Origin of the sequence: Anaeromassilibacillus sp. SJQ-1 (assembly GCF_046693725.1) — a bacterium.
In the GTDB taxonomy this organism is placed as follows: Bacteria; Bacillota; Clostridia; order Oscillospirales; family Acutalibacteraceae; genus Anaeromassilibacillus.
On the sequence record NZ_JBKEIV010000049.1, the window covers coordinates 23,225 to 49,781 of the forward strand.

At 43.1% G+C, this 26,557-nt stretch carries 24 protein-coding genes and 1 pseudogene; 10 read left to right on the top strand and 15 right to left on the bottom strand.

Annotation, left to right across the window (positions count from 1 at the left end):
* The first annotated feature begins 302 nt into the window (after nt 1–302).
* Nucleotides 303–1,658, top strand: coding sequence for a sodium-dependent transporter (locus ACGCCZ_RS15420; RefSeq protein ID WP_054323866.1), 1,356 nt, complete (start codon nt 303–305; stop codon nt 1,656–1,658).
* A gap of 397 nt (nt 1,659–2,055) precedes the next feature.
* Here ACGCCZ_RS15420 and ACGCCZ_RS15425 read toward each other — a convergent pair whose 3' ends face one another.
* Together ACGCCZ_RS15425 and ACGCCZ_RS15430 are read right to left on the bottom strand one after the other, a co-directional pair.
* The gene (locus tag ACGCCZ_RS15425) at nt 2,056–3,798 is read right to left on the bottom strand and encodes an ABC transporter ATP-binding protein (protein ID WP_411656471.1); all 1,743 of its coding nucleotides are present in this window, start codon (nt 3,796–3,798) and stop codon (nt 2,056–2,058) included.
* Between the two features lie 155 nt (nt 3,799–3,953).
* The gene (locus tag ACGCCZ_RS15430; protein ID WP_054323865.1) at nt 3,954–4,469 is read right to left on the bottom strand and encodes a peptidylprolyl isomerase; all 516 of its coding nucleotides are present in this window, start codon (nt 4,467–4,469) and stop codon (nt 3,954–3,956) included.
* Nucleotides 4,470–4,705: 236 nt separating this feature from the next.
* On the opposite strand from ACGCCZ_RS15430, the gene ACGCCZ_RS15435 reads away from it, so the two are divergent.
* From ACGCCZ_RS15435 to ACGCCZ_RS15450, 4 genes are all read left to right on the top strand, one after another.
* Complete coding sequence (locus tag ACGCCZ_RS15435; RefSeq protein ID WP_152918352.1) at nt 4,706–4,822, top strand: homocysteine S-methyltransferase family protein; 117 nt, start codon at nt 4,706–4,708, stop codon at nt 4,820–4,822.
* Between the two features lie 349 nt (nt 4,823–5,171).
* Nucleotides 5,172–6,350, top strand: coding sequence for an FN3 associated domain-containing protein (locus tag ACGCCZ_RS15440; RefSeq protein WP_411656472.1), 1,179 nt, complete (start codon nt 5,172–5,174; stop codon nt 6,348–6,350).
* 16 nt (nt 6,351–6,366) lie between these two features.
* Nucleotides 6,367–6,879, top strand: a complete 513-nt coding sequence (locus ACGCCZ_RS15445; RefSeq protein ID WP_411656473.1) for an Ig-like domain-containing protein — start codon at nt 6,367–6,369, stop codon at nt 6,877–6,879.
* Between the two features lie 91 nt (nt 6,880–6,970).
* A complete protein-coding gene (locus ACGCCZ_RS15450; protein WP_085531778.1) occupies nt 6,971–7,729 on the top strand; it encodes an exodeoxyribonuclease III in 759 nt (252 codons plus the stop codon).
* Between the two features lie 265 nt (nt 7,730–7,994).
* Here ACGCCZ_RS15450 and ACGCCZ_RS15455 read toward each other — a convergent pair whose 3' ends face one another.
* Nucleotides 7,995–8,540 carry a DUF1836 domain-containing protein gene (locus tag ACGCCZ_RS15455; RefSeq protein ID WP_054323862.1) on the bottom strand — a complete coding sequence of 182 codons (546 nt, stop codon included), beginning with the start codon at nt 8,538–8,540 and terminating at the stop codon, nt 7,995–7,997.
* A gap of 45 nt (nt 8,541–8,585) precedes the next feature.
* Nucleotides 8,586–9,473 (bottom strand): AraC family transcriptional regulator, encoded by an 888-nt coding sequence (locus ACGCCZ_RS15460; protein ID WP_411656474.1) that lies wholly within the window; start codon nt 9,471–9,473, stop codon nt 8,586–8,588.
* Between the two features lie 375 nt (nt 9,474–9,848).
* Here ACGCCZ_RS15460 and ACGCCZ_RS15465 point away from each other — a divergent pair, with 375 nt between their 5' ends.
* The 4 genes and pseudogenes from ACGCCZ_RS15465 (at nt 9,849) to ACGCCZ_RS15480 (ending at nt 15,402) form a co-directional block, all read left to right on the top strand.
* On the top strand, nt 9,849–10,223 hold the full coding sequence (locus tag ACGCCZ_RS15465; protein ID WP_054323860.1) for an OadG family protein: 375 nt from the start codon (nt 9,849–9,851) through the stop codon (nt 10,221–10,223).
* A gap of 92 nt (nt 10,224–10,315) precedes the next feature.
* On the top strand, nt 10,316–11,485 hold the full coding sequence (locus ACGCCZ_RS15470) for a sodium ion-translocating decarboxylase subunit beta (RefSeq protein ID WP_054323859.1): 1,170 nt from the start codon (nt 10,316–10,318) through the stop codon (nt 11,483–11,485).
* 165 nt (nt 11,486–11,650) lie between these two features.
* Nucleotides 11,651–13,999 (top strand): annotated as a pseudogene (locus ACGCCZ_RS15475) (ATP-dependent helicase).
* 41 nt (nt 14,000–14,040) lie between these two features.
* Nucleotides 14,041–15,402, top strand: coding sequence for an MATE family efflux transporter (locus ACGCCZ_RS15480; RefSeq protein WP_054323927.1), 1,362 nt, complete (start codon nt 14,041–14,043; stop codon nt 15,400–15,402).
* A gap of 211 nt (nt 15,403–15,613) precedes the next feature.
* Here the strand turns inward: ACGCCZ_RS15480 and ACGCCZ_RS15485 are convergent, their stop codons facing one another.
* Nucleotides 15,614–16,291, bottom strand: a complete 678-nt coding sequence (locus ACGCCZ_RS15485; RefSeq protein WP_054323858.1) for a hypothetical protein — start codon at nt 16,289–16,291, stop codon at nt 15,614–15,616.
* Nucleotides 16,292–16,403: 112 nt separating this feature from the next.
* Complete coding sequence (locus ACGCCZ_RS15490; protein WP_411656475.1) at nt 16,404–17,900, bottom strand: recombinase family protein; 1,497 nt, start codon at nt 17,898–17,900, stop codon at nt 16,404–16,406.
* Between the two features lie 250 nt (nt 17,901–18,150).
* Here ACGCCZ_RS15490 and ACGCCZ_RS15495 point away from each other — a divergent pair, with 250 nt between their 5' ends.
* Nucleotides 18,151–18,378: a hypothetical protein gene (locus ACGCCZ_RS15495; protein WP_411656476.1), complete on the top strand. Its 228-nt coding sequence runs from the start codon at nt 18,151–18,153 to the stop codon at nt 18,376–18,378.
* A 214-nt stretch (nt 18,379–18,592) separates the two neighbouring features.
* Here ACGCCZ_RS15495 and ACGCCZ_RS15500 read toward each other — a convergent pair whose 3' ends face one another.
* The 9 genes from ACGCCZ_RS15500 to ACGCCZ_RS15540 all read right to left on the bottom strand — a co-directional run bounded on the left by ACGCCZ_RS15500 (nt 18,593) and on the right by ACGCCZ_RS15540 (nt 26,548).
* A complete protein-coding gene (locus tag ACGCCZ_RS15500) occupies nt 18,593–20,206 on the bottom strand; it encodes a recombinase family protein (RefSeq protein WP_044904667.1) in 1,614 nt (537 codons plus the stop codon).
* 111 nt (nt 20,207–20,317) lie between these two features.
* The gene (locus ACGCCZ_RS15505; protein ID WP_002303258.1) at nt 20,318–20,527 is read right to left on the bottom strand and encodes a hypothetical protein; all 210 of its coding nucleotides are present in this window, start codon (nt 20,525–20,527) and stop codon (nt 20,318–20,320) included.
* An 870-nt stretch (nt 20,528–21,397) separates the two neighbouring features.
* Complete coding sequence (locus ACGCCZ_RS15510) at nt 21,398–22,564, bottom strand: XRE family transcriptional regulator (protein ID WP_003019503.1); 1,167 nt, start codon at nt 22,562–22,564, stop codon at nt 21,398–21,400.
* A 378-nt stretch (nt 22,565–22,942) separates the two neighbouring features.
* The gene (locus tag ACGCCZ_RS15515; RefSeq protein WP_411656477.1) at nt 22,943–23,371 is read right to left on the bottom strand and encodes a DUF2185 domain-containing protein; all 429 of its coding nucleotides are present in this window, start codon (nt 23,369–23,371) and stop codon (nt 22,943–22,945) included.
* A gap of 2 nt (nt 23,372–23,373) precedes the next feature.
* Nucleotides 23,374–23,703: a hypothetical protein gene (locus ACGCCZ_RS15520; protein ID WP_411656478.1), complete on the bottom strand. Its 330-nt coding sequence runs from the start codon at nt 23,701–23,703 to the stop codon at nt 23,374–23,376.
* Between the two features lie 64 nt (nt 23,704–23,767).
* Nucleotides 23,768–24,673 carry a hypothetical protein gene (locus tag ACGCCZ_RS15525; protein WP_411656479.1) on the bottom strand — a complete coding sequence of 302 codons (906 nt, stop codon included), beginning with the start codon at nt 24,671–24,673 and terminating at the stop codon, nt 23,768–23,770.
* 190 nt (nt 24,674–24,863) lie between these two features.
* The gene (locus ACGCCZ_RS15530) at nt 24,864–24,974 is read right to left on the bottom strand and encodes a helix-turn-helix domain-containing protein (RefSeq protein WP_411656505.1); all 111 of its coding nucleotides are present in this window, start codon (nt 24,972–24,974) and stop codon (nt 24,864–24,866) included.
* 712 nt (nt 24,975–25,686) lie between these two features.
* Complete coding sequence (locus ACGCCZ_RS15535) at nt 25,687–26,061, bottom strand: type II toxin-antitoxin system HicB family antitoxin (RefSeq protein ID WP_411656480.1); 375 nt, start codon at nt 26,059–26,061, stop codon at nt 25,687–25,689.
* 286 nt (nt 26,062–26,347) lie between these two features.
* Nucleotides 26,348–26,548, bottom strand: a complete 201-nt coding sequence (locus ACGCCZ_RS15540; protein ID WP_143255359.1) for a type II toxin-antitoxin system HicB family antitoxin — start codon at nt 26,546–26,548, stop codon at nt 26,348–26,350.
* Nucleotides 26,549–26,557: the final 9 nt, after the last annotated feature.

The following is a 26,557-nucleotide window of genomic DNA, read 5'->3' on the forward strand; positions in this document are numbered from 1 at the left end:
GTCTGTTCGTTTATTTCATCAAAATTTTGTTGTGCGAGGGACAAACGCGACAGAGGGACAGGCAAAAGGAAGAGAGGGGTTCCTACTATGCCCGGAATGGAGTGAAAAACGGCTATTTCTCTATATAAAATGCTAATTGATTTTCGAAATGAAAACGAAAAATAAATCTGAACAAAATAAAGGACAAAATAGTATATTATTTTACCTTTCTTGTTGAAAATTTGTACAGAGTATGGCATAATAAAATCCTACGCACTTCCGATCGCTAGACAAGGAAGTAAATTGAAATAGGAGGGTATTTTGTGGAAAAGAATAGGAGCAGCTTTTCCGGGAGGATTGGCTTTGTATTGGCGGCAGCGGGGTCCGCTGTTGGCTTGGGAAACATCTGGCGGTTTCCATATTTGGCAGCAAAATATGGCGGAGGAATTTTCCTCTTGATTTATGTGATTTTGGCGGTTACCTTTGGATTTTCGTTGATGATCGCTGAAATTGCATTGGGGCGAAAGACAGGATTGAGTGCAGTTGGAGCATATCGGGCTTTAAACAAAAAATACTCATTTATTGGGAATTTAACCTCTTTGGTGCCGATGATTATTCTGCCGTATTATTGCGTGATCGGCGGATGGGTAATCAAATACTTTGCAGCATTTTTAAGCGGCCAGGGGACTGCCGCCGCGGGGGATACCTATTTTTCGAGTTTTACAGCGCAGACCGCACAGCCGATTGTTTGGTTCCTCATTTATGTGGCTGCTACGGCGGTTGTTGTGCTACTCGGCGTTGAAAAAGGTGTCGAGAAGGTCAGCAAAATTCTGATGCCGATCTTGGTGGTCCTGTCCATCGTCGTTTGTGTGTACACCATTTGTATGCCCGGAGCGATGGAGGGTGTCAAGTATTATCTCCTTCCGGATTTCAGCAAATTCTCTTCAACGACAGTGCTTGCAGCATTGGGGCAGTTGTTCTATTCTATGTCGCTGGCCATGGGTATTATGATTACCTATGGTTCTTACATGAAAAAGGACGCAGATCTGGAAAAATCGGTAGGCCAAATTGAGCTTTTCGATACAGGAATTGCCTTTATGGCAGGCTTGATGATTGTCCCGGCTGTTTTCGTATTCTCGGGTGGGGATCAGGCACAGTTGAGCGCTGGCCCTAGCTTGATGTTCATTACACTTCCCAAGGTATTCAACAGTATGCCGATGGGGGGCGTGATCGGTTCAGCGTTCTTCTTGTTGGTGTTGTTTGCAGCTCTGACCTCTTCCATCTCCCTGATGGAAACGGTCGTCTCGATTTTGCAGGATAAGTTCCACTGGAATCGCCGCATGACCTGCCTGATTGTGTTTATCGGCATGGTGCTCATTGGAATTCCGTCCTCCCTTGGATTTGGCGCTTGGGATTTCATCAAGCCGTTGGGTATGTCCATCTTGGATTTCTTCGACTTTATCAGCAACAGTGTTCTGATGCCGATTGTGGCGTTCCTGACTTGCATCTTTGTTGGGTATGTAATCAAAACCAAGGTGGTTGTGGACGAGGTGAAAATTTCTTCCAAGTTCAAGAGAGAAAAGCTATTCAATGTGATGATTAAATATGTAGCCCCCATTTTTATCGTGGCGATTTTGGTCAGTTCGGTACTGAATGCGTTTGGAATCATCACGATTTGAGGAATTGCTCGTATAAAGGCTTGCGTTCTACGATCTATTCCGATCCGGTCGAAGCGTTTGTTTGCTGGTGATGTTTCGATCATGCAGTCGTGCAAACATTGGATAAACCTGATAAAGCGCCCTACATGGCAGTTATATAGCTGCCATGTAGGGCGCTTTTCTGATAGAATATCGATAGAGATCAAAACTGTTTGTAGGCCCATCTCCGAGTCTTACATCCTAACCGCAGGGAATGCCAATAAGAAAAGAGGGTGCCCCCAAACTACGAATCTTTGGATTCATAGGAAAGGGGCATCCTCTTCTGTTTGGAAAAATATCTACGTTTCTAAAAAGAGAGGGTATCCTGAAGTCATTTCATGACTTTTGGGACACCCTCCTTTTTTAAGGATACTAGATGTTATTTATCTTCCAAACCTTCAAACTGCATATTATAGTATTTTGCGTAAAGGCCGCCTTTGGCGAGAAGGGTTTTATGGTTGCCGCGCTCTTGAATCCCATCGTCGTCTAAAACTAAAATTTCGTCGGCGTTGCGGATTGTAGAAAGGCGATGGGCGATGACAATGGTGGTGCGGTCTTTTGCAAGCTTTTCCAAGCTTTTTTGGATGTGTTGCTCGCTTTCATTGTCGAGGGCAGAAGTCGCTTCATCCAGAATCAATATTTTTGGATTCTTTAAAAATACTCGCGCGATGGAAAGGCGTTGTTTTTGTCCACCGGAAAGACGCGTTCCGCGCTCTCCGACATCGGTATCGTAACCATCCGGAAGGCTGGTGATAAACTCATGGATGTTGGCATTTTTAGCGGCTTGTATAATTTCTTCCATGCTTGCATTTGGTTTTCCGTAAGCGATATTATCCCGAATGGTTCCTCCAAACATATAGACGTCCTGCTGGACAATCCCGATGGCACTTCGCAAACTCTTCAAAGTCAGGCTGCGCACATCTTTGCCGTCGATTGATACAGATCCCCCTGTCACGTCGTAGAAACGGGGCAAAAGGGAACAAAGCGTGGTTTTTCCTCCACCGGATGGCCCGACTAAAGCAACGGTTTCACCTGCACGGATATGAATGTCAACGTGATTCAGTACATTGCCGGAATCATCGTAGCGGAAAGAGACATTCTGATAATCGATTTCCCCATGTACATGTGCAAGCTCTTGCGCGTCCGGTGCGTCAATCATTTCTGGTTGTGTTTCCACAACCTCTAAGAAACGCTTGAATCCAGAATATCCCTTTTGGAACATCTCTGTGAATTCGATGAGCACGTCGATCGGATTGATAAAAATATTGATGTACAGAGCGTAAACGGCTAAATCTGTCACCAATATATCGCCTCGCGCAACAAAAAAGCCGCCGGAAACAAGCACTGTAGTAAACAAAATCCCCTGGAATAGGTTATTCCCTGCGTGGTAACTGCCCATTCGGCGGTAATTCCGCTCTTTGGAATCCAAGAATTGAAGATTGCTCTTTTGAAATTTTTGCCGCTCCAAATCCTCATTGGCAAAGGACTTCACCACACGAATACCAGCCAAACTATCCTGTACACGTGCGTTGACACCGGCGATTTTCCGGCGGTTATCCATAAACACTGCACGCATTTTTTTATTTTGGTCGATACAAAATAGCAGCATGATGAGTGTAACCGCAGCCAGAATCAAGGTCATAGGCACATTGATCCAGAGTAGCAGCGCAAAGGACCCAACAATCTTTAATAAGGAAATAAAGATATTCTCTGGACCGTGGTGAGCCAGTTCCGAAATATCGAATAAGTCGGATACCAGCTTGCTCATCATTTCGCCCGTATTGTTGCGGTCGTAGTATGAGAACGACAGGCGCTGAAAGTGGTCGAATAGATCCTGCCGCATATCGCTTTCCATCCGGGCGCCCATCACATGCCCTTGGTAGGTGATATAATACCGCCCTAAAAAGCGAAGAATGTACATCGCCAGCAGGCCGCCTGCCATCCAGGGAAGAATCCGATAGATGGCCTGCGCGCCATGGGTAAAAAGATCTCTTGTAGCCCAATTCAAAATCTGAGGAAACGCCAGGTCGACAACGCTGACGATCAGTGCGCAGAACATGTCCATCCAAAAGACAAATCGATAGGGTTTATAATATTTGACAAATTTTTTAAATACAGGCATAGAACCTCCTTGGTACACAACGAAAATGGTGTAGATGAGGTAGACACAGAAAAATACGGCTTAAAAGGGAAACATATCCTAAATCCTACATGGATTCAGGATATGTTTTTGTCTACAATCCATTTGCAACGATTCAGAAAGTGAAAATTTTGCTTTTAGAGCTTTTCTGGCTCTGGGTAGACCTCCCCAAAGGTTTCAACTGTGATCGACTGGATGGTCTGTTCCTCGTAAGGGCGGTCGCTGTAGTCCCGGCTGACGCTGACGATGCGGTCTGCTTCCTCCATACCGGAGATCACCTTGCCGAACGCTGCGTATTGCCCGTCCAAATGCGGAGCATCCTCCACCATAATGAAAAATTGCGAGCCGGCAGAATTGGGATTCATGGCCCGCGCCATCGAGAGGACTCCACGTGTATGCTTCAAAGGATTCGGGAATCCATTTCCAGAGAATTCGCCTTTGATGCTATATCCAGGACCACCCATGCCGGTCCCTTGCGGATCACCGCCTTGGATCATAAACCCAGGGATGACGCGGTGAAAAATGGTACCATTGTAAAATCCCCTGCCAGCGAGGGAAAGAAAATTATTTACGGTATTTGGAGCTATTTCTGGGTAGAGTTCTGCCTGGATGGCACCTTCATTCGTTTTGATTGTAATGATCGGATTTTTCATATACACCTATCTCCTTCCATTGACCATTTGTACGATTGCGTTTTATTTCATTATACCGTGCTTCTTCAGAATCATCAAGGCGAAGAAACGGATTTTGGAGGTTTCCATCAACCAATTGAAAAGGGATTTCTCTTTTTATGCTGTTGTGGTATAATTATTCCATATGGAAGGCGTGAAAAAGGGCTTAAATATTCCCTTTGTGGCGGCTATTGGGAGGAAATTAGAGGGCCGGCGAACTGCCGGAACTTTGGAATCTACAGCGGCCAGAATGGATCGGGCAGATGTATCGCGGCTATTTAGTGGCTGGGGCGGATATAGCCAAGGGCAATACGTTCGGCGCAAACGTCGTCTGAAAAACGGTTTCCGTTGTGTTACACAAGTAAAAAAAGCCGTTGGCGTTCCTTTCGCCAAAGGGGATAGAAAAAGGGGAACGATATGCTAAGGGTCGAAACGGATTTCTTGCATGTTTCATAACTGTATGGTTATGATTCACACTTTAGCGGGCTTTTAAAGGACAGGGAAGGGTTTATGCAAATTGTTGGGAAGTTGCTTTGTTCGATCTTGTGGATTCTATGTACGCTGGTCAGTATTGTTTTCGCAATTAGGCTCATACGGCTGAAAGAAAGAATCCAAACATATACGTGCAATCGAACGGGATCGGAATCGGAGGAGGAAGCAAAGCTTTATCGCAAGCAGATGCATATGGAACTTACGGGCAGTTTGTTAAGTGGTTTCATTGCGATCGTCGGCTTTCTTTTTTCTTATAATATTCCTATCCCACAGCCATACTTTTTTCCCTCGGACTGCGAGTTTTCCCATCCTAGCCCTTACGAAATACAAATTGAAGCAGATCCATATGTAGAAATCTACTATACGTTAAATGGAGAACATCTTCCACAACAGGAAGGGAATCGTTATGAAGGCCCCATTACCCTGACGAAAAATACGGCGGTTGTCGCACAGAGTAAATTCCTGTGCTTCTGGAGCGAGCCGGCACAGGTAAACTGTACCGTATACGACGCAGATCAATACCCGGAGGGGATGGACGCCAACCGCATAGAATTGCAGCAACGCCGCGTGGAATTATATGTGGGAGATATGTTCCCTTTATCTGTGGATATTTTTCCTGAGAATGCGATTCCTCCCATATTGGAGTGGGAGAGCAGCGATGACCATGTTGTGGCGGTGAATGATGAAGGAATCCTCACTGCAAGGGAAACGGGTTCTGCTGTGGTAACCGTCAAGGTCGGCGTTTTAAATCTATCTTCTCATTGCGATGTGATTGTTCGAGAACGGAACTCGCAAGGATTGCTTCCTGCGGAGAATCACTCCGGTTCCTCAGGCAGCCAGGTACATTCGACGCCAGTATCAAGGCCGAATGTACCGATTTCTTCCACGGAATCCTCTTTCGCGCCTGTTTCTTCGAAACCTTGGGTGCCTCCGACTCATCAGACAGATTCTTCCTATGTTCATGAGGAAGAACCATCCGTTCCACAGGTTGAACTTCCTACGACTTCAACGGTGCCGAAACCAGATGTTGTTTGGCCGGAGGTTTCCTCGAGTTCCAGCAAAATACCGGAATCCAGCAGCAGTAGCATCTCTTCCTCAACCCCTTCGTCGCAGCCGGATGAACCGCCTTATCTGGTGAGAATTGATATACAGTCCTTGCCGGAGAAGACGATTTATTCAGTCAGTGACCGGCTGGATTTATCGGGCTTCGCCTTGTTGGCTACTTATAGCAATGGGGCGACAAGTATTGTCAAAAGTGGCTTTACATGTACGCCTATGAAACTTGAAACAGCCGGGACCCAAGCAATCCGAGTATATTACGGCCAAAAAAGAGACGTCTTTTTCGGTTGTTGTACAGGAAGATCCGATTGAGATTCTGGCATACCGTGTGGAAAAGGCCTATCAAGATGCTTCTGTCTTACAGAGCGCTTTTTCAGTTTCTTTTACAACCAATGTCGCATTTCAAGACGCCACATTGGAAATCGATGGTATGTCCGCCGAATGCCCCATGAGAAATTCGACGGAAGGGATGCAGTCCTTTGACCGCAAGTACTTTTCGAAACCTTCCTATGATATTACATTGAAAGTTACGGACAATAGCGGAAATCAGGACGAGGTCACCTTTACGGCGGAACTGGGAGAAGTGGACATTACGATCGAGCCTACCCAGGCGCAGATTGCGGCTGGAGAGGATCTGGAGCTTGTTGCGGACGTGCTAGGGATTGCCGGGCATTCTGTAAGATGGAGCAGCAGCGCCCCTTCGGTCGCGAGTGTGAGTGATCATAAGGTTCTTGGTAAGGACTACAGTTCGGCCACTGTGTCTGGAAAGAAAAAGGGGCAGGCAACCATTACCGCAACGGTCGCCGGCAAAGAGGCGTCCTGTACGGTTACGGTCCATTGATCGATCAAAAGAACAGCGGTTGATATTTATAGTACAGCATGGCCCAGTAGAAAGAGAATTTTTTATTTGTCTTAGAAAGGGAAGATGCAATTTGAAGTTGATTTCTTGGAACGTCAACGGCCTTCGAGCTTGTTTGAATAAGGGGTTTATGGATTATTTCCAAACAGTGGATGCGGATGTATTCTGTATCCAAGAAACAAAGATGCAACCAGAGCAAGCGGAATTGATTTTGCCCGGATACCAGCAGTTCTGGAATTCCGCCCTAAAAAAAGGTTATTCCGGAACAGCGGTATTTACGCGGATGGAGCCGGTTTCTGTGCGGTATGGAATTGGTGCCGAGGAGCACGAAGGAGAAGGGCGAGCGATCACGTTGGAATTTCCGGATTTTTATCTGGTGACGGTGTATACGCCGAATGCGCAGCGCGAGTTAGCGCGAATCGATTACCGAATGGCGTGGGAAGATGCTTTCCGGGCTTATGTCAAGGGGTTGGACGAAAAAAAGCCGGTAGTCATTTGTGGGGATATGAATGTGGCGCATGAGGAGATTGACTTAAAAAATCCGAAGACCAATCGTGGAAATGCAGGTTTTTCGGACCAAGAGCGTGGAAAGATGACGGAGCTTTTAAACAGTGGTTTTACAGACACGTTTCGTTTCCTACATCCAGATGCTACAGGGGCCTACACATGGTGGAGTTATATGTTTCACGCCCGGGAAAAGAACGCAGGGTGGCGTATCGACTATTTCTTGATCTCGAATCGATTGCAAGAGCGGCTTCAGGCCAGTGAGATCCATGCAGAAGTGATGGGGAGCGACCACTGCCCAGTGGAATTGCTTCTGCGGGACGAATAGGAAGAGAAAAACGGGTTGCCTTTAATGTAGAAAATGCTTTCTCAGACGGAATTTCTTAGAAAATACCCGGAATCAGAACAGAGGAAATGGTTTTGTAGGAGGGACTTAGGAATGGGGATGCTCTGTTCCGCGTATAGAAGCGTTTTCCTGATAAAAAGAACGACAGCCGGATGTCCTACCAGGAGAACATCCGCTGTCGTTCTTTTATATCCATTGATTGTAAGGCTTTTTATAGTCAAAGTTATACGAACGATGAAAACGGGCATCAATGCTCTTTTTCTCGTTGCGCCGCTTCCAATTCGCTTAAAATCCGTTCGGCTGCCGTTCGGCGAGCCTCTGCTTCAATAGAAAGTTCGATTGCCAATCGGGAAAGTGCTGCTTCTCCCTCCGGCAATGCGGCAGCAACACGCTTACATACATCCTGTAAAGCCGTGCTTTGCGCGCCGCAAAATCGTTCGTACATATTAGCGCTGCTGTTGTCCTCCAAAAGCCCCTTGAGCAACATGTCGATATCTGGAATGGTCAATACAGGTTTGAGCATACAGATCATAGTCAGCATCGCCAGATGTTCCCGCGAATATTTCTTTTGTTCCGGCCGGGGAAGGACCCCATCCTTAACATAGTTGTTTATCATACTGGAAGTCAGCGGGGCAGCATCCTCCGTACGTGTTAGTGGTTCTAACTGCTTGTTCATATATGTGAGGACCTGATCCATATATAAATAGATCTCCGGCAGACGATCCCAGGCAACCGGGCGATATTCCTGTGTCCGGTTCGCCCATTCGCCGATTTTTTCGACAGCTTCGCTCATAAAAAACTCCTTTCCAAAGAGAAAAACTATACATTAAAAAAACAATCATTCCCGTGGAAATCCCTCTGTGGGGGACGGGTCCCCACTTTTAGAAGGGGCCTCTTTCTTTTTCTGATTTAGATAACGGCTTGGTGGGACGCCCATGTGCCGTTTAAAAACGCGGGAAAAATACAGCTGGTCCGAAAATCCAGTGGAATAAGCCACCTCGCCAACTGAGAGGTTACCCGCCTTGAGAAGCGCCGCCGCCTTATTCATTCGGTAACGCATAAGATATTCATTTGGCGGCATGGAGACGTGCTGCATGAAGATGCGGTACAAATGACTGCGGCTGATCCCCGCGCTGTCCGCTACATCCTCAATATCAATATCCCGCGAATAGTTGTAGTCAATAAACTTAATTGCCTTTTGGACGTATTCGTAGCCGGTCGTCCGCTGTGTAGAAGAATCTCCCAAATGGTCGATCAGCTCCGCCATGAAAAGATACAGTCCTCCCAACATGCGAGCCTCAGCGGAGGGCGTGGAACCGGATACATTGCAAATGTCGGTCAACAAGCTTTCGAGCTTCCCGTCGTGTTCGCAGTGAAAAATGGGAGTTTCCTCGCTCAACCCAGTTTGTTCCACTAAAAGTTTGGCGTCGCTCCCGTTAAAACCCACCCAGCAGTATTCCCATGGGTCCTGCGTATCTGCTGCGTAAGAAGCCACACAGGAGGGAACCACTAAGAATCCATCGCCTACGGAAAGATTGTACTCATTTCCTTTTACAGAAAAAACGCCGCGTCCAGAAACGATATAATGAATTAAATAGTGGTCACGAATCGCAGGCCCCCAGCTGTGGCCTGCTGCACAGCGCTGTACACCACAACTGTATACAGCCATGCCCAAGTTGTTATGATACGGGACTTTAAAGGAACACCGGAATTCTTCATTCGTCATACCGATCCCTCCCATGAAACGTGGGTATTGGTTGTTTCTATTATAATTCGTCGCGGACTTTTGTGCAATGACTCCACGGCAAATATCGAAAAAGAAAACCTATTTTATACCAAAAATTCATTGAAATTGGTCTTGTTATCGGTTATAATATGAATCGTTGTTAATTTGATTTTAGAGTGCCTTGTGGAAATAACGTAGAATTTAGGTTTTGTTGTTTGATAAGTCTTCATACGGGTATTTTTTTGAAATCCCCCGTATTTTGCTTATTGCAGCAGCTGTACTTGGATTTGCGAAGTTTTACAGGAACTCTTTTGGACGGTTTGTTCTTAGATCGGCCATATCACATAATATCTTAGGAAGAATGGGGAAATTCAAATGGATCCACAAAATGAAGTTTTACTCTCATTGACGGTACTGTTGACCGGCTTGGTTGTTGTATTCGCAATGCTGATTTTTCTGACGATTGTCATTAAAATCTATGGTTCAGTGATTTACAACACAACCAAAAAGCGGAGGGAAAGCAATAAGCCCAAAGTGGAAGCTGCTCCAACGCCGGCTCCAGCACCAGCCTCTGCTCCCATTGAGGTGGAAGAGGGGATTTCTGGGGAAGTCGTTGCAGCGATTGCAGCGGCCGTCTATATGACGTATGGCGTTTCTGCGTCGAGAATCCGTTCCGTCAAGCGTGCTGCCGCCAATCCGCGTTCCCTTTGGGGTGAAGCAGGAAGGCTGGAAAATACACGCCCCTTCTAAAAACATACTTTGTACGAACGCATCCATCACTCCGCAGTGGACAGGCTGGCTTGTCTGCTACAAATTGAATAAAGAAAGGGCTGACATTTTCAGTGGAGATTATCAATGAATTTTTGAATTCCATCGTGGATATTTTCAAAAGCTCCGGCTTTGCGACCAATGATTGGCGCAACTACATTATGATTGGCATTGCATGTGTACTGTTGTATTTGGCAATCAAGAGAGAGTTTGAACCGCTTCTTCTTTTGCCGATCGCTTTCGGTATGATGATGGTAAACCTGTATCCCCCCATTATGGCTGAGCCGACGGATGCGGCGAATGGAGGCCTATTCTATTACTTATATTTAGGCGTTAAGTTGGGGATTTATCCGCCGTTGATCTTCTTGGGGATTGGTGCAATGACCGACTTTGGTCCGCTGATCGCCAATCCAAAGAGCTTTTTACTTGGCGCAGCTGCTCAGTTGGGCATTTTCGTTACCTTTATTGGTGCAATTTTTATCGGAAATCTTGGCATTCCGAATCTTTCTTTTACGGCACAGGAAGCTGGTTCGATTGCGATTATCGGTGGTGCTGACGGCCCGACCGCAATCTTTGTTACATCAAAGTTGGCGCCACAGCTATTAGGACCAATCGCTGTTGCAGCTTATTCGTACATGGCCTTGGTGCCGATTATTCAGCCTCCGATTATGAAGGCTTTGACTACCAAGAAGGAGCGCTCGGTTGTGATGGAGCAGCTCCGTCCGGTTTCCAAGCTGGAGAAGATTTTGTTCCCGATTATTGTAACCATTTTGATCTCTCTGCTGTTGCCGGATGCGGCCCCGCTGGTTGGCATGTTGATGTTGGGCAACTTGATGCGTGAGAGTGGTGTTGTAAATCGTATTTCCAATACGGCACAGAACGAGTTGATGAACATCATCACGATTTTCCTTGGCGTCACCGTTGGCGCAACAGCAAAGGGCGAAGTTTTCTTGAGCCCCCAGACCATCGGTATTGTCATTCTCGGCCTGTTGGCGTTCTGCTTTGGCACGGCCGGCGGTGTTCTGTTTGGTAAGTTGATGTACTTCTTTACAAAGGGTAAGGTTAACCCGTTGATCGGTTCCGCAGGTGTTTCTGCTGTCCCGATGGCAGCGCGTGTGAGCCAGAAGGTTGGCCAGGAGGAAAATCCGGGCAACTTCCTGTTGATGCATGCTATGGGCCCGAACGTAGCCGGTGTTATCGGATCTGCGGTTGCGGCTGGCGTGTTGATCAGTATTCTGGGCTGATTGGGTCAGAAAACTGAATATTTGTTGAACGAACATACCCGCACACTCTAACAGCGTGCGGGTATTTAATTGAGGAGCGTATTTCCGTTCCGCTGATTTGTGGTTAGGAGCAGAAAAATGAACGAACAGACGGCGAATACGATCATAGGATTGAGAAAAGTTATGATGGAGCGGGAGTTTTCCCGTATGAATGACCAACAAAAGCAGGCAGTCTTTCATATGGATGGGCCCCTCCTGATTTTGGCTGGAGCAGGTAGTGGAAAGACAACGGTTCTTGTAAACCGGATTGCCAATTTAATTCGTTGGGGCAGTGCCTATCACAGTACAGTGGTGCCCTATGACTTTACACAGGACGAGTTGGATGTTCTACAGGCGGCATCCCAAGGAACCGTCCCCCTTCCGGATTCTATTCGAGATAGGTTGTCGGCAAATGCTTGCCGCCCTTGGCAGATTTTGGCGATTACTTTTACCAATAAGGCGGCAGGGGAACTGAAGAATCGTTTAGAGGCTATGCTGGGACCAATGGGGGAGATATTTGGGCGTCTACCTTCCATTCAACATGTGCACGTATGTTGCGCCGCAACGGGGAACGTCTTGGGTATACAAGTCATTTCACCATTTACGATACAGACGATTCTCGCCGGTTGATTAAGGATTGTCAGAAGGCACTCAACATTGATGATAAAGTTTTGTCCTACAAGTCCATTTTGTCAGCGATTTCCCACGCAAAGGATAATCTGATCTCTCCGAAGGAGTATGAACAGCAGGCCGGACGGGATAATCGGTTGATTTTGATCGCACAAGCGTATAAGCTCTATCAAGACCGCCTTAAAGAAGCGGATGCTATGGACTTTGATGATTTGATTTGTAATACAGTTCGATTGTTTGAAGAATGCCCGGATGTATTGCATGAGTATCAGGAGAAGTTCCGTTATATTATGGTTGACGAATATCAGGACACAAATCATGCGCAATATGTATTCGTCAAGTTGTTGGCGCAGAAGTATCAGAATCTTTGTGTTGTGGGCGATGACGATCAGAGCATTTATAAATTCCGCGGCGCAACCATTGAGAATATCATGAGTTTCGAAAAGACGTTCCCTCGAGCGGCTGTGATTCGTTTGGAACAGAACTATCGGTCTACGCAGAATATTTTGGATGCGGCGAACGCGGTGATTTCAAACAACACTGAGAGAAAGGGAAAAACTCTATGGACGGAGAATCCAGAGGGTTCCAAAATCGCTGTACATACAGGATATAGCGAACAAGATGAGGCCGATTATGTTGCCAAAAAGATTTTGGAAGGCGTAGCTGACGGAAGAAAGTATTCCGATTATGCGATTTTATATCGGATGAACTCCCAGTCGAACATTTTGGAGAAGATGTTTGTAAAGTCTGGGATTCCGTATCGCATCATTGGCGGACTGCGTTTCTATGAGCGCAAAGAAATCCGCGATATGATTGCTTACTTGAGCGTGATCAACAATCCTGCGGATGAGATGCGGCTGCGCCGCATCATCAATCAGCCAAAGCGCTCCATTGGCGATAAGACGATTGCACAAGCGTCGGAGATTGCAAACACCCTGGGAGAGTCGCTGTTTGATGTAATTTGTCATGCGGATACCTACGAGCCGCTTAAACGCACGGCGCCGAAGCTTTTACAGTTTGCAGAGTTGATGCAGTCCTTGATCGACGCCTCCAATGATCCAGATGTCAGCTTAAATGATCTGTACCATCTGATTCTGAGCAAAACAAACTACATCGAGGCTTTGAAGGCGGCAGAAAATGACGATGCGCAGGATCGAATCGATAATATCAACGAGTTATCCTCCAATATTATTAAATATGAGGAGGACAATGGAGAAGAAGCCAGCCTCTCCGGGTTCCTGGAAGAAGTGTCTTTGATGACGGACATCGATAATTTTGATGAAACAGCCGACTCCGTTGTCATGATGACGATGCATTCTGCAAAAGGCTTGGAATTTCCTGTGGTGTTTCTTCCGGGCTTTGAAGAGGGAATATTTCCGGGTTTACAGGCGATTTATAATCCGAACGAGATCGAGGAAGAACGCCGTTTGGCTTATGTGGCAATCACGCGTGCCCGGGAAGAGCTTTATATCCTCAATGCGGAAAGCCGTATGATTTTTGGCAGTACCTCTCGGAATAAACCCTCCCGGTTTATCGCTGAAATTCCCGAAGAATTGATTGAACGTTCGAGAACAAGGGAATGGAAAAAACCGAAACCTGGTATGGTGTTGCCTGACGTCGGCCTATGAAGCGCGTGTGGTTTCAACCAATGCAGCCCGGCACTTTGGGCCTTCCAGTCTGGAGCAAGGACATGCTCCATCGGAACCTTTGCGGGCTGGCGACCGTGTGTCCCATCGTACATTTGGGGAAGGATGCATTTTATCCGTAACGCCTATGGGAAATGACAATCTATTGGAGATTGCATTTGAACAGGTTGGCACCAAAAAATTGATGGCGAATTTTGCTCGTTTAACAAAGTTAAGCTAGGGAAGACGGCAACTTGAATTGATATGGAAAAGAGTGAATGCATGCAAGAAGCAACAAAACAATTTGAACAAAACAAAATGGGAACAGCCCCTATGTTCCCGCTGATTCTGTCCATGTCTTTGCCAGCAATGTTCTCCATGCTGGTTCAGGCACTGTATAATGTAGTGGACAGTTATTTCGTTGCAAAGTTGAGTGAAAACGCTTTGACAGCGGTATCACTTGTATTTCCCATTCAGAACTTGTTGATCGCGGTTGCGGTTGGCACTGGTGTGGGAATCAATTCCCTGATTTCACGCCGCTTAGGGGAAGGACATCGGGAAGAGGCCGATCATGCGGCAACTCACGGCCTATTGTTGGGAGTAGTAAACTGGATTTTATTTGCACTCTTCGGTCTGTTTTTCTCTCATGCGTTTATCAGCGCATTCACCAGCACGCCGGAAGTAGTGGAAATGGGCACGCAGTATATGGGAATTGTGTGTATCTTTTCTATGGGCGTCTGTGTAGAAGTCAATATTGAGAAAACTTTGCAGGCAACAGGCAACATGGTTTATCCCATGATCTTCCAATTGATTGGCGCAGTTACCAATATCATATTAGATCCAATTTTTATCTTTGGCATGCTTGGAATGCCAAAGATGGGCGTTGCAGGCGCAGCGGTTGCTACGGTAGCGGGGCAAATTTTGTCCATGATTGTGGCGGCCATTGTGCTCTTTTGCAAGGATCATGATGTGAAAATTTCCTTCCGCGGTTTCAAACTTCGTTGGAACACCATCCGGAATATCTATGCGGTCGGATTCCCCGCCATCATCATGCAGTCGATCGGCTCGGTAATGGTTATGGGTATGAATGCAATTTTGATTGTGTTTACCGAGACAGCAGTAGCCTTTTTTGGTATCTATTTTAAACTACAATCTTTTGTCTTTATGCCGGTTTTTGGTTTGACACAGGGGCTAATGCCGATTATGGGCTATAACTATGGCGCACGTAACAGAGAACGATTGGTGTCTGCTCTGAAGATTGGCAGCGTTATTGCTCTGGTCATTATGGCCTGTGGTATGATTTTGTTCTGGGCAGTTCCTGACCAGTTGCTTTTGATCTTCAATGCTTCTGAAAACATGTTAGGGATTGGTGTCCCTGCTCTACGAATTATTAGTTTGAGTTTCCTTCCAGCGGCACTGGGGATCTTGTTTTCCACACTGTTCCAGGCGGTTGGGCATGGTGTAAGCAGCTTGATCGTCTCTGTACTCAGACAGTTGGTCGTTTTACTGCCTGCGGCGTTTTTATTGTCCCAGATCGGTTTGCCACCCATCTGGTATGCTTTTCCGATTGCAGAAGTCGCCTCTCTGTTGGCCAGTATCTTCATGTTTGCAAGAATGTATCGGAAAACAATTAAAAATTTATAATGAATTAAATCGTAAAGGAGAAAATCCCGGACTCTATCCCAAATAGAGTCCGGGATTTTTGGAGCTACTGTTTTTCGAAGGGGGGAGTTGTTAGGACAAAATACTTTTATTTATTGAATCTCGAACTGAAAGGGTAAAACACGAGCCTGTGGAAAATAGGACTCCACAGGCTCGTGTTTTATGCCGCGATGATCGAAGTAAAAGGAAAGGTTTAGTCAGTACAACTAGATTTACGGTTGCGACAATCACAACCGCATCCGGATTCGCCCACCTTTGGCGGGAAGAATTCGTCCGTAGGAAATTCAATGCGGCGGAACATATCACACGGATTATCACTGGTTGTAACGCATTCTTTCTCTGGAATGCAGAAGTCATAGGCAGGGATTAACATCTGAACATTACGTACGATTTGCACAATGGTGAAGACACCGATTGTGACATAGACATTGCGGCAGGTGTTGGTCTCAAACTGGCCGCCAAAACGCTGGCAGATGCTGTCCGGAATCCGGCAACAGGTATCGCAACATCCCATCGGACGATCACAAATACGCGCAGAAAGGCCGATCGGTTCTGCAACTTGCACAGTGGCCTTGGGCAGAACCCGACCACTGGTGAGCTGCGTATCCACATCATCGCAGTTCAGATCCGAGCTGAACATTTTGACATTTCCTTCGCTGCCAAACAGGATGACCTTTTTATTGAATACAGAGATACCACTGACAATAACTGGGCCGCCAGTTGGCAGGGAATATACATCCAGGCAGACATTGAAGAAGAAGGTCATGTCAATTGAATAGAACCCCTTGTTAAAAGGAACAGGCTCCAGATCCAAATAGACGGTGATGACCTCCACATTGCGAATACGTACATTGGTTGCTTGTTCGATCAAGTCGTGCTTGTCGGGTGTGAAGTAAACACGAAGATCTTCCAGACAGTCTTTATCATAAGATCAACCTTTCTATAGATATAGAGATATTCTTATTTGTCCGCCCGGAGCGGCTTTATGTAGCGACATAAAGGGGTAAAAAGTAAATGTCGAGTTCAAATTCTGCGGGTTTAGCTCCCTTTCGTTTGCGATAGTCTATGTGCTCGATCACAGACTTCAACATTTCATTTTTAGCAGCCCCGGAAGCGTTTGGGTAGTGATCCAGGACATCTTGAATTCGCATCTGCATGGCCGGAATGTTGAGTTGCTTTTTCGGTTGCAGAAATGGAAGCTTAGAGTCTTTCAGCTTTTCAATGCGATCCAATAAGATTTGATGCCTTGCCAAAAAGGTATCGGCGTCGTAGACTCCCTGTTCCAAAAGATCATGTAGCCGGCTGTCCTGTTGCTTTGCTGTGCGGATCTCTCGCTCAATGGATTTCAAGACTTCTTCTGCGTGATCATCTTCATCAACGGGAACTGCCTGCATCGCAGAAAGGTTTCCGATTTCTTCGCGGAGCCTGCGCAATACTTCTTGTTCGACCAAAGCCAAACGGCTTGAAACGATACATCCACGTTTTTGACAGAGCAAAATGGGGCCACCCTTACACATCTGGCGCTGCATGGCTGCACCACAATTACTACAGATCACTAGACCAGCGAGAGGGTTTTCCACATATCCCTTAAAACTTGGGGAATGGTAGCGATTGGCAAAAATCTCTTGAACACGATAAAACGTATCCTCGTCGATCATTGCCGGATGGAGGCCATCAACCACTGTCCAGGATTCCTTTGGGTTATAGATTTTGCCATGTTTTGTACTACCTTGCATGCCTGGATGAATATAGGTCACTCGGTCCCATACGATTTTGCCAAGATAGACAGGGGAAGTAAGTATTTGGCGAATGGCAGTCCGGCCGAACTGTGCAGCACGGTGTGGTTTTGCCCCCATGCCATTGATTACATCCGCGATCTGCTGGCACCCCATGTTTTTATTTGCATACAGGTCAAACATCAACCGGACGAAGTTTGCTTCCTCTTCGTTGATCTTGAGCGTAGGACGTTTTCCAATTTTGGCCTTGTCATAGCCATATGGAGCGTTCGCCACATAGCCGCCGTCCTCGATGGTCTTCTTTAGGCCGCGCCGCAAGCGGCGTTTAATCATTTTGAGTTCCTGACGGCCCATGAACGCCTCAAATTCCGTGTATGTCTCGTCGCTCTCGTCATTGAGATCGTATGTTTTGACCGGCGTGATGATCTTTGTACCGGATGATTTGAACGCCTCCAATATAATGCCCTGGTCGCTCATGGAACCGCGGCCCAGGCGCTGAATATCCATACACAGAATTCCGTCGAATTTGCCAGCGGCGACGTCTTCCAGAAGCCGCAACATTTGCGGGCGTGCATAAAGGCTATCGCCGGAAACCACTTCCTCATAGATGTCTTTCTCTGCAATTGGAATGTTGTGCTCAACGGCAAACTTCTTTAAAATTTCCCGATGTCTCCGTAACGTTTCTTCCAGCGGTTCATGAGGATCGTCCATCCGGGATTTTCGAAGATACTCCCCATAGCGCAAAGGATTCACCTCCTTACTCTTCTATTTTGTTTATTGATATTTCATATCGGTACAATTATAAAAAGAAATATTGATCTTCTATTTAAAAGATTTTATATCCATGAATTGCATATATTCTCAAATAAAATTTTGTCGAAATAGAACAAATAAATCTTAAAGTGAAAAATGTTGACATCATGGAACGATTTTCCATTTACACTGGCCCTATATAGATAAAGGGCAGACAGGCCCAGGGAATGGAGATAGTTTTATGAAAAAATTGTATCATTGTCCCGAAAACGTGAAACAAGCAATCCGGGAGGCTTACAGCAAACAACCGGCAATATCAGACCGCCTTATCTTTCTTGCTCCCTACATCGGACGGAGAGAACGTGGAACGGAGAATCCGCAAGACCCCGGACAAGACCCCGATCTGGTCACGAGTAATATCTTGTCCTTTGCTCAATACGCCCAGATCCACCAAAAACGTGTAGATTAAATCATAATCATGTTGGGACAGGCCGTATCCATCTAATGCATCATAATCCGAATCCCCTACTTCCGGTTCTGCCGGGGTGGGGGAGTTTTTTTGTTGTGTAAAACCGAAGGCAATATCGACAGTAGTACCGCACAGAGAGCAAAAAGCAAATAGGGTGTTTGCATCAGGCTGCGATTGCCCGCTTTCCCTTAGTTAAAGATATGAACCCTCTTTATCAATCTACTTTTCCAATAAATCGGTAGTATATCTCTATTTCCTGTATTCTTTCGTTCTCCTCATTCGTTGTTGCCTCATGAATAAGGATTTTTTCTATCATTGCATTTAATAATGGTGCTGTCAGTTCCTTTGGTACGGAATACTCCTTGATTAACTCAATCCACTTTTCAGCACCTATCATATCCTGTTCCATTTTACTTAATTCTTCTCTTAGGTTGGTTATCTGCTGTTCCAGTTCTATCTGCTCTTTTTGATATTTCCCCGACAGCATGATGAAGTTTCGTTCCGTTATCTTCTCACAGGCTCTATCTTCATACATTTTCGCAAATAAACGGTCAATCTCATTTTGTCGGTTCTCGGCTTTCCTCAAGGCACTTGCCTTTTTCTTCTTTTCCCGTATTCGCTCTGCATTGCCGACTTTCTGTATCTTATGCAATACCTTTTCTTCGTCCTGCTGTACTGCCTTAGCCCAATACTGCAATCGTTCCAATACAGCTTGATACAGCACGTCATAACGAATGTAGTGCATAGAACAATTACCTTTACCAAACTGCCCGTAGTAACTGCAAGCATAATAACTATACGGTGTTTTATTTGCCTTATTTGTCGCAAACCTCATAGACCAACCACAATCCGCACACTTGACAAGCCCTGCAAATATCGGCGTTGCCTTTTCCTTTGTCTGTCTACGCCTTGATTTTATCTGCTCCTGTACACGATAGAACACTTCCTTGTCAATAATCGGTTCATGCGTGTTTTCTACTCGAAACCATTCGCTTTCGGGTTTTCGTACTTTCTTCTTGCTTTTGAAAGAAATGGTTGACTGTCGATTATGAACGCTGTTCCCGATATAGACTTCACTTTTCAATATCGCCTTTACATGAGCAATCGTCCACTCATAACGCTTGCTTTCGGGCTTTCCCTCAAAGATATGAGCAAAAGTACCATACCTTGTAAAATTCAGCCAAGACGCTGTCGGGACTTTTTCTTCTCGCAGTATTTTTGTGATTTTTGCACTTCCGTAACCTTGATAAGCTAGGGAAAAGATTTTTTCAATAATCCATTTTGTTTCATCATCAATCAACAGTTTCCCTTTGATGTCGGGGTGTTTCTTATATCCTAACGGAGCATAAGCCCCATAATACGCACCCTCTGCAAATTTTGTCTTAAACGCTGATTTCACTTTACGGCTCGTATCTCTTGCTACCCATTCATTGATGATGTTCTTAAATGGTGCAATCTCACTTTCGCCTTTTTCGCTGTCTACACCGTCGTCAATCGCTATGTAACGGACATTATGGCTGGGAAAATACAATTCAGTATATTGCCCTGTCATAATATAATTTCTGCCAAGTCGTGATAAGTCTTTTGTTACAACACAGTTGATTTTTCCTGCCTCTATATCCTCAATCATTCTTTGAAAGCTCGGTCTTTCAAAATTTGTTCCCGACCAGCCGTCATCAATATATTCATCAATCACATTCAAATGATGTTCTTTTGCATATAGACGCAACATACTTCTTTGTGTGGTAATGCTGGAACTTTCGCCCTGTAATTCATCATCTCGGCTTAACCTAAGATAAAGTGCAGTATTGTAAATCTGTTGTTTCATTGTCAGTTATCCTCCTTTATAACTAACCCGTGTTTACAATACCTGCTTGCAAGTAAAGTATAACACGGGTACTTTTTGTCATTCAATCTATTTCTTACAACTGCACCGATTTTATGCGATTGTCTGCTTTGCTTTTTCCAACATGACATCCGTTAGAAGTTCTTCCATTGTCTTTCCCTTTTCGGAAAAATGCTCTTTTACAACAATCTTTGTCTTTCCTCTGTTGCCAATGCCACACTTGCCATTTTTCTTTTGAATTGTTTTTACAGCATTATCAATAACACATACCCCCTTTCTGTAAAATCTTTCTAAGCAATTCAACGGCTTTTGTCATAGCCCACAGGAGTTCCACCTCTGCATAGTTCTTATGTAGCCGTACCCATTGCGTGCGACGCTCTGAACGCTCAAGCTGTGGCTGTACGGGAGTATCATTATCTGACAGCACAGGTCATAGCGATAAAAGAGGACAAGTCTTTTACAAGAACACAGATAGGTTATCGCTCGCTTTTGCAGGGGAAAGGTCATGGCGTATCTGTTTCAACGGCTCGCTGTCTGTCAAACGTATTGAATTGCTTTATTCAGTTGTCAAAGAACGATTGAAAGAAGAAAATCATCTTTCCTATATACCGCGTTGGAAAAGAGGAGAAATGTAACTAAAATTCAAAACTTTTTCCCTTTTTCACTACTATCTGTACAGCAAACGTCCATTTGCTAAGTTGAAATAGAAAAATTTTAACTTCTTTTCATGCACCATATAGGGATAGCAAGTATCGGTTTGCTAAGTTGATGATGAAAAAAGATTGTTTTTCTTTCCACGCCCTAACTCCCCATACACTACCGTTCCTGCCAAAAATGGAATGAAAGATTTTCTTTGCTCCATATAGGGAACGGAAACTACGGATTGTTAAGTTAAAAATGAAAATAGTTTCTTCTTTCACACCATATAAGGACAGCAACCACCGATTTGATGACCTGTTTTCAAAAAAAGTTTCGATTTTCTTTCCTCGCACCATATAAGGAATAGAAGTCTTATTTTGTTGCAGGTTTTTCAAAAAAATTTCAATTTCTTCTTACATTCCGTATCTGTACACCAAAGGAAGATTTTATGACCTTATTTAAAAAGTTAGATTTCCTTTCCTCGCACCATATCTGTACACAAGTAGCCGTTTTGTTGCAGATTTTTTGAAGAAATTAAAAAATACCGTCATTCCTTTGTGGAACAGCGGTATCTTTCTCAATCATATCTGCTATATCTGTTGTCATTTGTTTGATTTTTAATTCCTGCTTTTCTGTTAGTCTTGTATGCCTGTCGATTTCTTCCAGATACTTTGCTCCTGTTTTCTTTTCAATCTCTTTTATCATCAATAAAGAGGGCATGACCTGTCTTTCTAACCAGCGTTTTGTTTTATCCATATTGACAGCAACAGGTGTCATAATAAATGGAAGTGAAGTCGTTACATTATCTAAAAATATATCCCATAAAATATAATCGGGAAAATCTATTTGTGTGAGGATAAGATTTGCTATGGTCTGTTCGGGATTTCTTGAAAAAACAAGTTGTTCTATCGTTTGTTCTGCTTTTCCATTTTTCAAACGAATTTCAAAGCGGTTCTTAATGTCTGTTTTTATGCCCTTGCTTTTTTGTTCCTTTTCTTTTTCATACAAGCAAAAGTAAATAGAACTACTCTTTGAACCAATATAAAAAGTTTTTGCAGTATCTCCATTTGTACCCGATAATTTTCCGCTGTCTACTGCTTCATGGGTTCTTGAACGTTTCCATACCTTGTTGGCATAATAGCGTTCCCTTAGAATTTCTATATCCAGCAATCCGCCCATATCATTGATTGCTAAATCTATACGTTTAAAAACGCCTTGATAATCTATACAACAGCTTAAAAAGGAATACCAGTCTATCCCTCTTGCCTGTAAAACATATTCCAAGTTCCGACACCCCATACCTCTTAATTCTAATAAAACACCCATAGAACTATCTTTAGAAGCATTTACACTAATATCCCCATAGATATACTGTTCTTCATAACCAAACATTCCATAATCTTCATGTATAAAATATTCGCTTTTCATTGCCAGTACATTTTTTATAATCTCCAATGCGTCTGTGGTAGGAAAACGAACACGCAGATAGTCAATCGTTAAAGTGAAAGGCTGTGTACAATTACAATAATCAAGATAATGTAGAAGTATATGTTTCATTTCTTTACTGGCTTTTGTTTTTCCGTTTTCAATTTCATTTAAGTTCTGCCTGCTGATTTGTAGTTCCAGTGCCAGTCGTGATTGCGAATAATCACAGGCATTTCTCTTTTGTTTTAATGTTTCAATAAATTTTATATCATTCATGCTTTATTCCTCCAATCAAAAAAGGCATATACTCATAGGAGCATACACCTTGTATCTTATATTTATTTTCTATTGATATGCTGTTTTAGACCTGTCGGGTAAAAAGAATAGGGTGTGAAGTGAAATAAGTTCTTATAACTTTATAAATCGTTGCATATCAGCAGTTTTGTATTTGTTTTTGCTCTTGTCTTTTGTAATAGTACCCCCCTGTTAGATAACGGGGGCTTACTGTTCGCTCGCAAGCTCGCTCAACTGACGAAGTGAACCAGCCACTAAAAACGGCGGAAAAATCTAAAAGATTTTTCCACCGCCGTGTCTGGATCACTCCATTCCGTTTATGAAAGTTTCATTCCATCAAATATACTCACAAAATAGAAATTATGCATTTTGTTTGCTTAAAAATATAGGTTTAGAACCATTATCTATTTCAAATGTACAATCACTTACTCTTATATATGCACTTCCTATTTTACATTTTAAATATGGAAGAATATCCCTGTCATAATTACAGACTGTATTTAGTGCAAATACATGGCAATTATTAGGATTGTTCATATATTCATCATCCTCATTACCTGCCATAAATCGCCATCCACTATCAGGTCTACCTTCATCTGGTTTCTCTCTAACCATATATCCAACTTTAAACCCTTCTTTAGTTATTTTGTCAGATACAATACAACCTTCACCATTTGGCTCATTCCAATTAATTAGATTTTCAACTTTAATTTCAATGAAGCCATCTTTTGTTCGTTTAACACTATTTGATGTAGGTTCATTTTTCTTAAATTTATCAAACAATCCCATAATCAACGCTCCTTCAAATTCTTATTTAGCACTTCTCGTGGCTTATAAATTCCATTAGAAAATTTTCTCACAAAGCCTTTGGCAGGAAAATCAGGATAATTAAATTCCCATAAACACCCACAATTTTTACACCTGTACCATTTAGTTGCAAACCATTCTATATGTTCATTACAATCTGTATAACTATAATATGGGCTTTTAACCTCTAATTCTTCAAAAACATTATTTAATACTTGCGATTCAAAAAAATTTTTTAGTATCTCAAACTCTTTTATAGAATTAATAACAATTCCAATTCTTTCCTGACAATCGCATTTTACCACCGACACCATAAACCATCTCCTTACCTTAATAATCCTTAATATCTAAAACAACTTCTACATTTATCAACAATCCTTACTTACTCATTCGTTTATCAATAGTTATAAAAATCAAAGCACAAACAACCATAACTAGCGGAATTACAAGACCAAATCCATCAAGAATATTTTCAACTCTATCAGTAAAACAACTTATTATCGCTAAAACAACAGCTATATAAGCCGGTAATGAAATATAATTATGAATCATGGCAAATAACTTTGTCTGTTTAGGATTTTTTGAAAGTTCAATAAGTTTTGGGATAATCTCTTTACGAGAATCACCTAATTCCAACGCCTTTCTTCTCGATACTCCTGCTGATTTATAAACAACCGGATATATCCATATTCTTGTAATAAACATAATCGGAATACACAATACATAAACAAGAACTCTTATAATATTATCAAATGATGTTTCTTGATTCCAACCAGTATCAGCTATATTAGGATATCCTAAAAAATTAAGTACTTCTTTAATTATACTTGAATTTTCAGAATCACAATAAGCATATACCGCTGTATTTTCATTATACATAGCAACGTAATAATTTGTTTCTATATCTAAAATATATATACGATAATTTAGCTTTCTTTCATTAAACTCTACCCTATTAGTTGTTCTGTTCCCATATATTTTATTGAATGCTTGTGTATAAACTTTTCTTGCACTTTTTACATTATCAAATTGATAAAATTCAAAACGCAAATCATCTTGTTCAGCAACAATACAATTTTCTAATCCCATAGCAGGAAAATTATTTTGTGCATTATCTGTAATATTAAAAGTTTGTATTCCTTGTTTTGTAAGTGCATTTTCGACCTGTGTTACATTTAGCGGATTAGGACGATTAGCTACAAATGCGTAGAAAATACCTCCAGCAAATGCAGTAAATATAATAACAAAAATTAATATAGGCTTAATTCTTATCTTATTCTTCAATGATAACATCTCCTCAAACTCATAAAGTTTATCGTTTCCTTAACATAAATTATATCACTCTAAAAATGAACAGTCATTCTTTTTCACTTTATCTAATGAAAAATTATTAGATATAGAAAAAGACACTATATTTCAAGTGTCATTCTCTTATACACCAATATTCTGCAAGCAGGTAAACACAGGTTATTCCTTAATATCCTTTTGTTTGGGAAACTCCGGATTCCCAGGATGCTATGGTTTGCTGCTTTTTGCCAAGTTTTTCTGCAATTTGCTTTTGGGTAAGCCCCGAATTTATGCGCATGGATTTGGTAATACTTGCGATCTCTTCTCTTGTCACGTTATCATCTTTTGGCTTTTAGAGTATGCTGCCGTTATCAAAAAGTCAATGCAAAAACGGAGGAAATCAGTAAATACATACTGAATATATCGATATTAATATATAGAAAGATCGAAAAATAAGCAAAAAACAATAAAAATATTTTATATTTGAGATAATATTCATTCAAAAATAAACAAAATTAAAATCAAAAAGAATGTGGTGGCTCAAGAGACGAACTTAACTCTACAACAATTATATGACATAACGAGTAAAAGAAGAAACTCGATGCGAATGAAATGTTTAGAGCCCGCGAAGTACTTGGCATTATTCCAAATCATTTATTAGTTTGTACGGTGACAGGAGAGACAAAAACAGTATAAAAAGGCCGCCCCAAGGCAGAGGAGGAAGCCAAAGTAGGAAGGAGATGATAACGATGGAGTTTCTGAAGTGAATGATCATTTCAGACGGAACTCGTGTGGCTGCTCTTTTGGATGGGTTTTTGACGGTGAAATTAGAAGGATTTATTTTAAGAAAAAAGAGACCTCTGATCCGACACTCTCAATTGAGGGAATCGCCACAGAGGTTTTTAAGGCTAATGGTGCTATGGAATTTGAGCGGATATGGATTTCGTTTTTACAGAACGAACTGGGCAAAAAATGACAACCATTCTTTCATTGTATCGGAGGTTTTGTTTTCAACTAAAGGAACTAAAGCAGACGTTTAGGCTTTTTGTTGTTACTGATAAATGGTGGTTAGAGAATTCTGAAGCACCTGCGAAAAATTGATATGGTTCTTTTCTGCAAAAATATTGAGCCATGCGAGATTTGTAAGATTTTTTCGAACCGCTTTTTATCATATTTTCCGTGTAGGCATCCATGTCCAAAACGAGAATGTTGACGAAATCACCGGGTTTAGAACGGAGGCTCTCTATTGGGCTTACTTTGGGTACGTCTTTGCCATCTTCCAGTCCACCGAGAGCCCATCCGGAAACTGCATCCGTAGCCATTAGAATAGAATCTGTCAGAGAATCCCCTTCGCTCACGCATGCGGGAAGGTCTGAGACTTCCACTGTATAACCACCTTTGTTCTGCCTGTAGGGACAGAAATAAGCTGGATAGATTAAATTCATTACGTAAGAACTCACTTTAATGCTCCTGCGTAATTCCCAAAGCGTTTTTCAGAGCAGCCTGCAAGGTTTGGGAAAAGTTGATCCCTTCGCGCTCTGCCTGTGCATTTAGCCAGAACGGAATAGACATGTTTTTTCGTACAATGCGATTATCCGTTTCTGCTCGGTATTTGATTGTATCTACATCAATCCAAGCACGTACATTCACATCTGATTCTATGGGAATATTCTATGGAGCGCATGCAGAGGGGATTTCTACGTGCTGATCTTCCAGGACACACAGGCAGCCTGCCATCACGTTGCATACCATGCTCACCGCTTCGTCTAGAGTAACTCCACCTGTGATACATCCAGGAATATCTGGGACGGAGGTAATATATCCACCGTCCCCATGAGGACTAAAAACTGCTGTATATAAACAACGTACGATAAAGCCTCC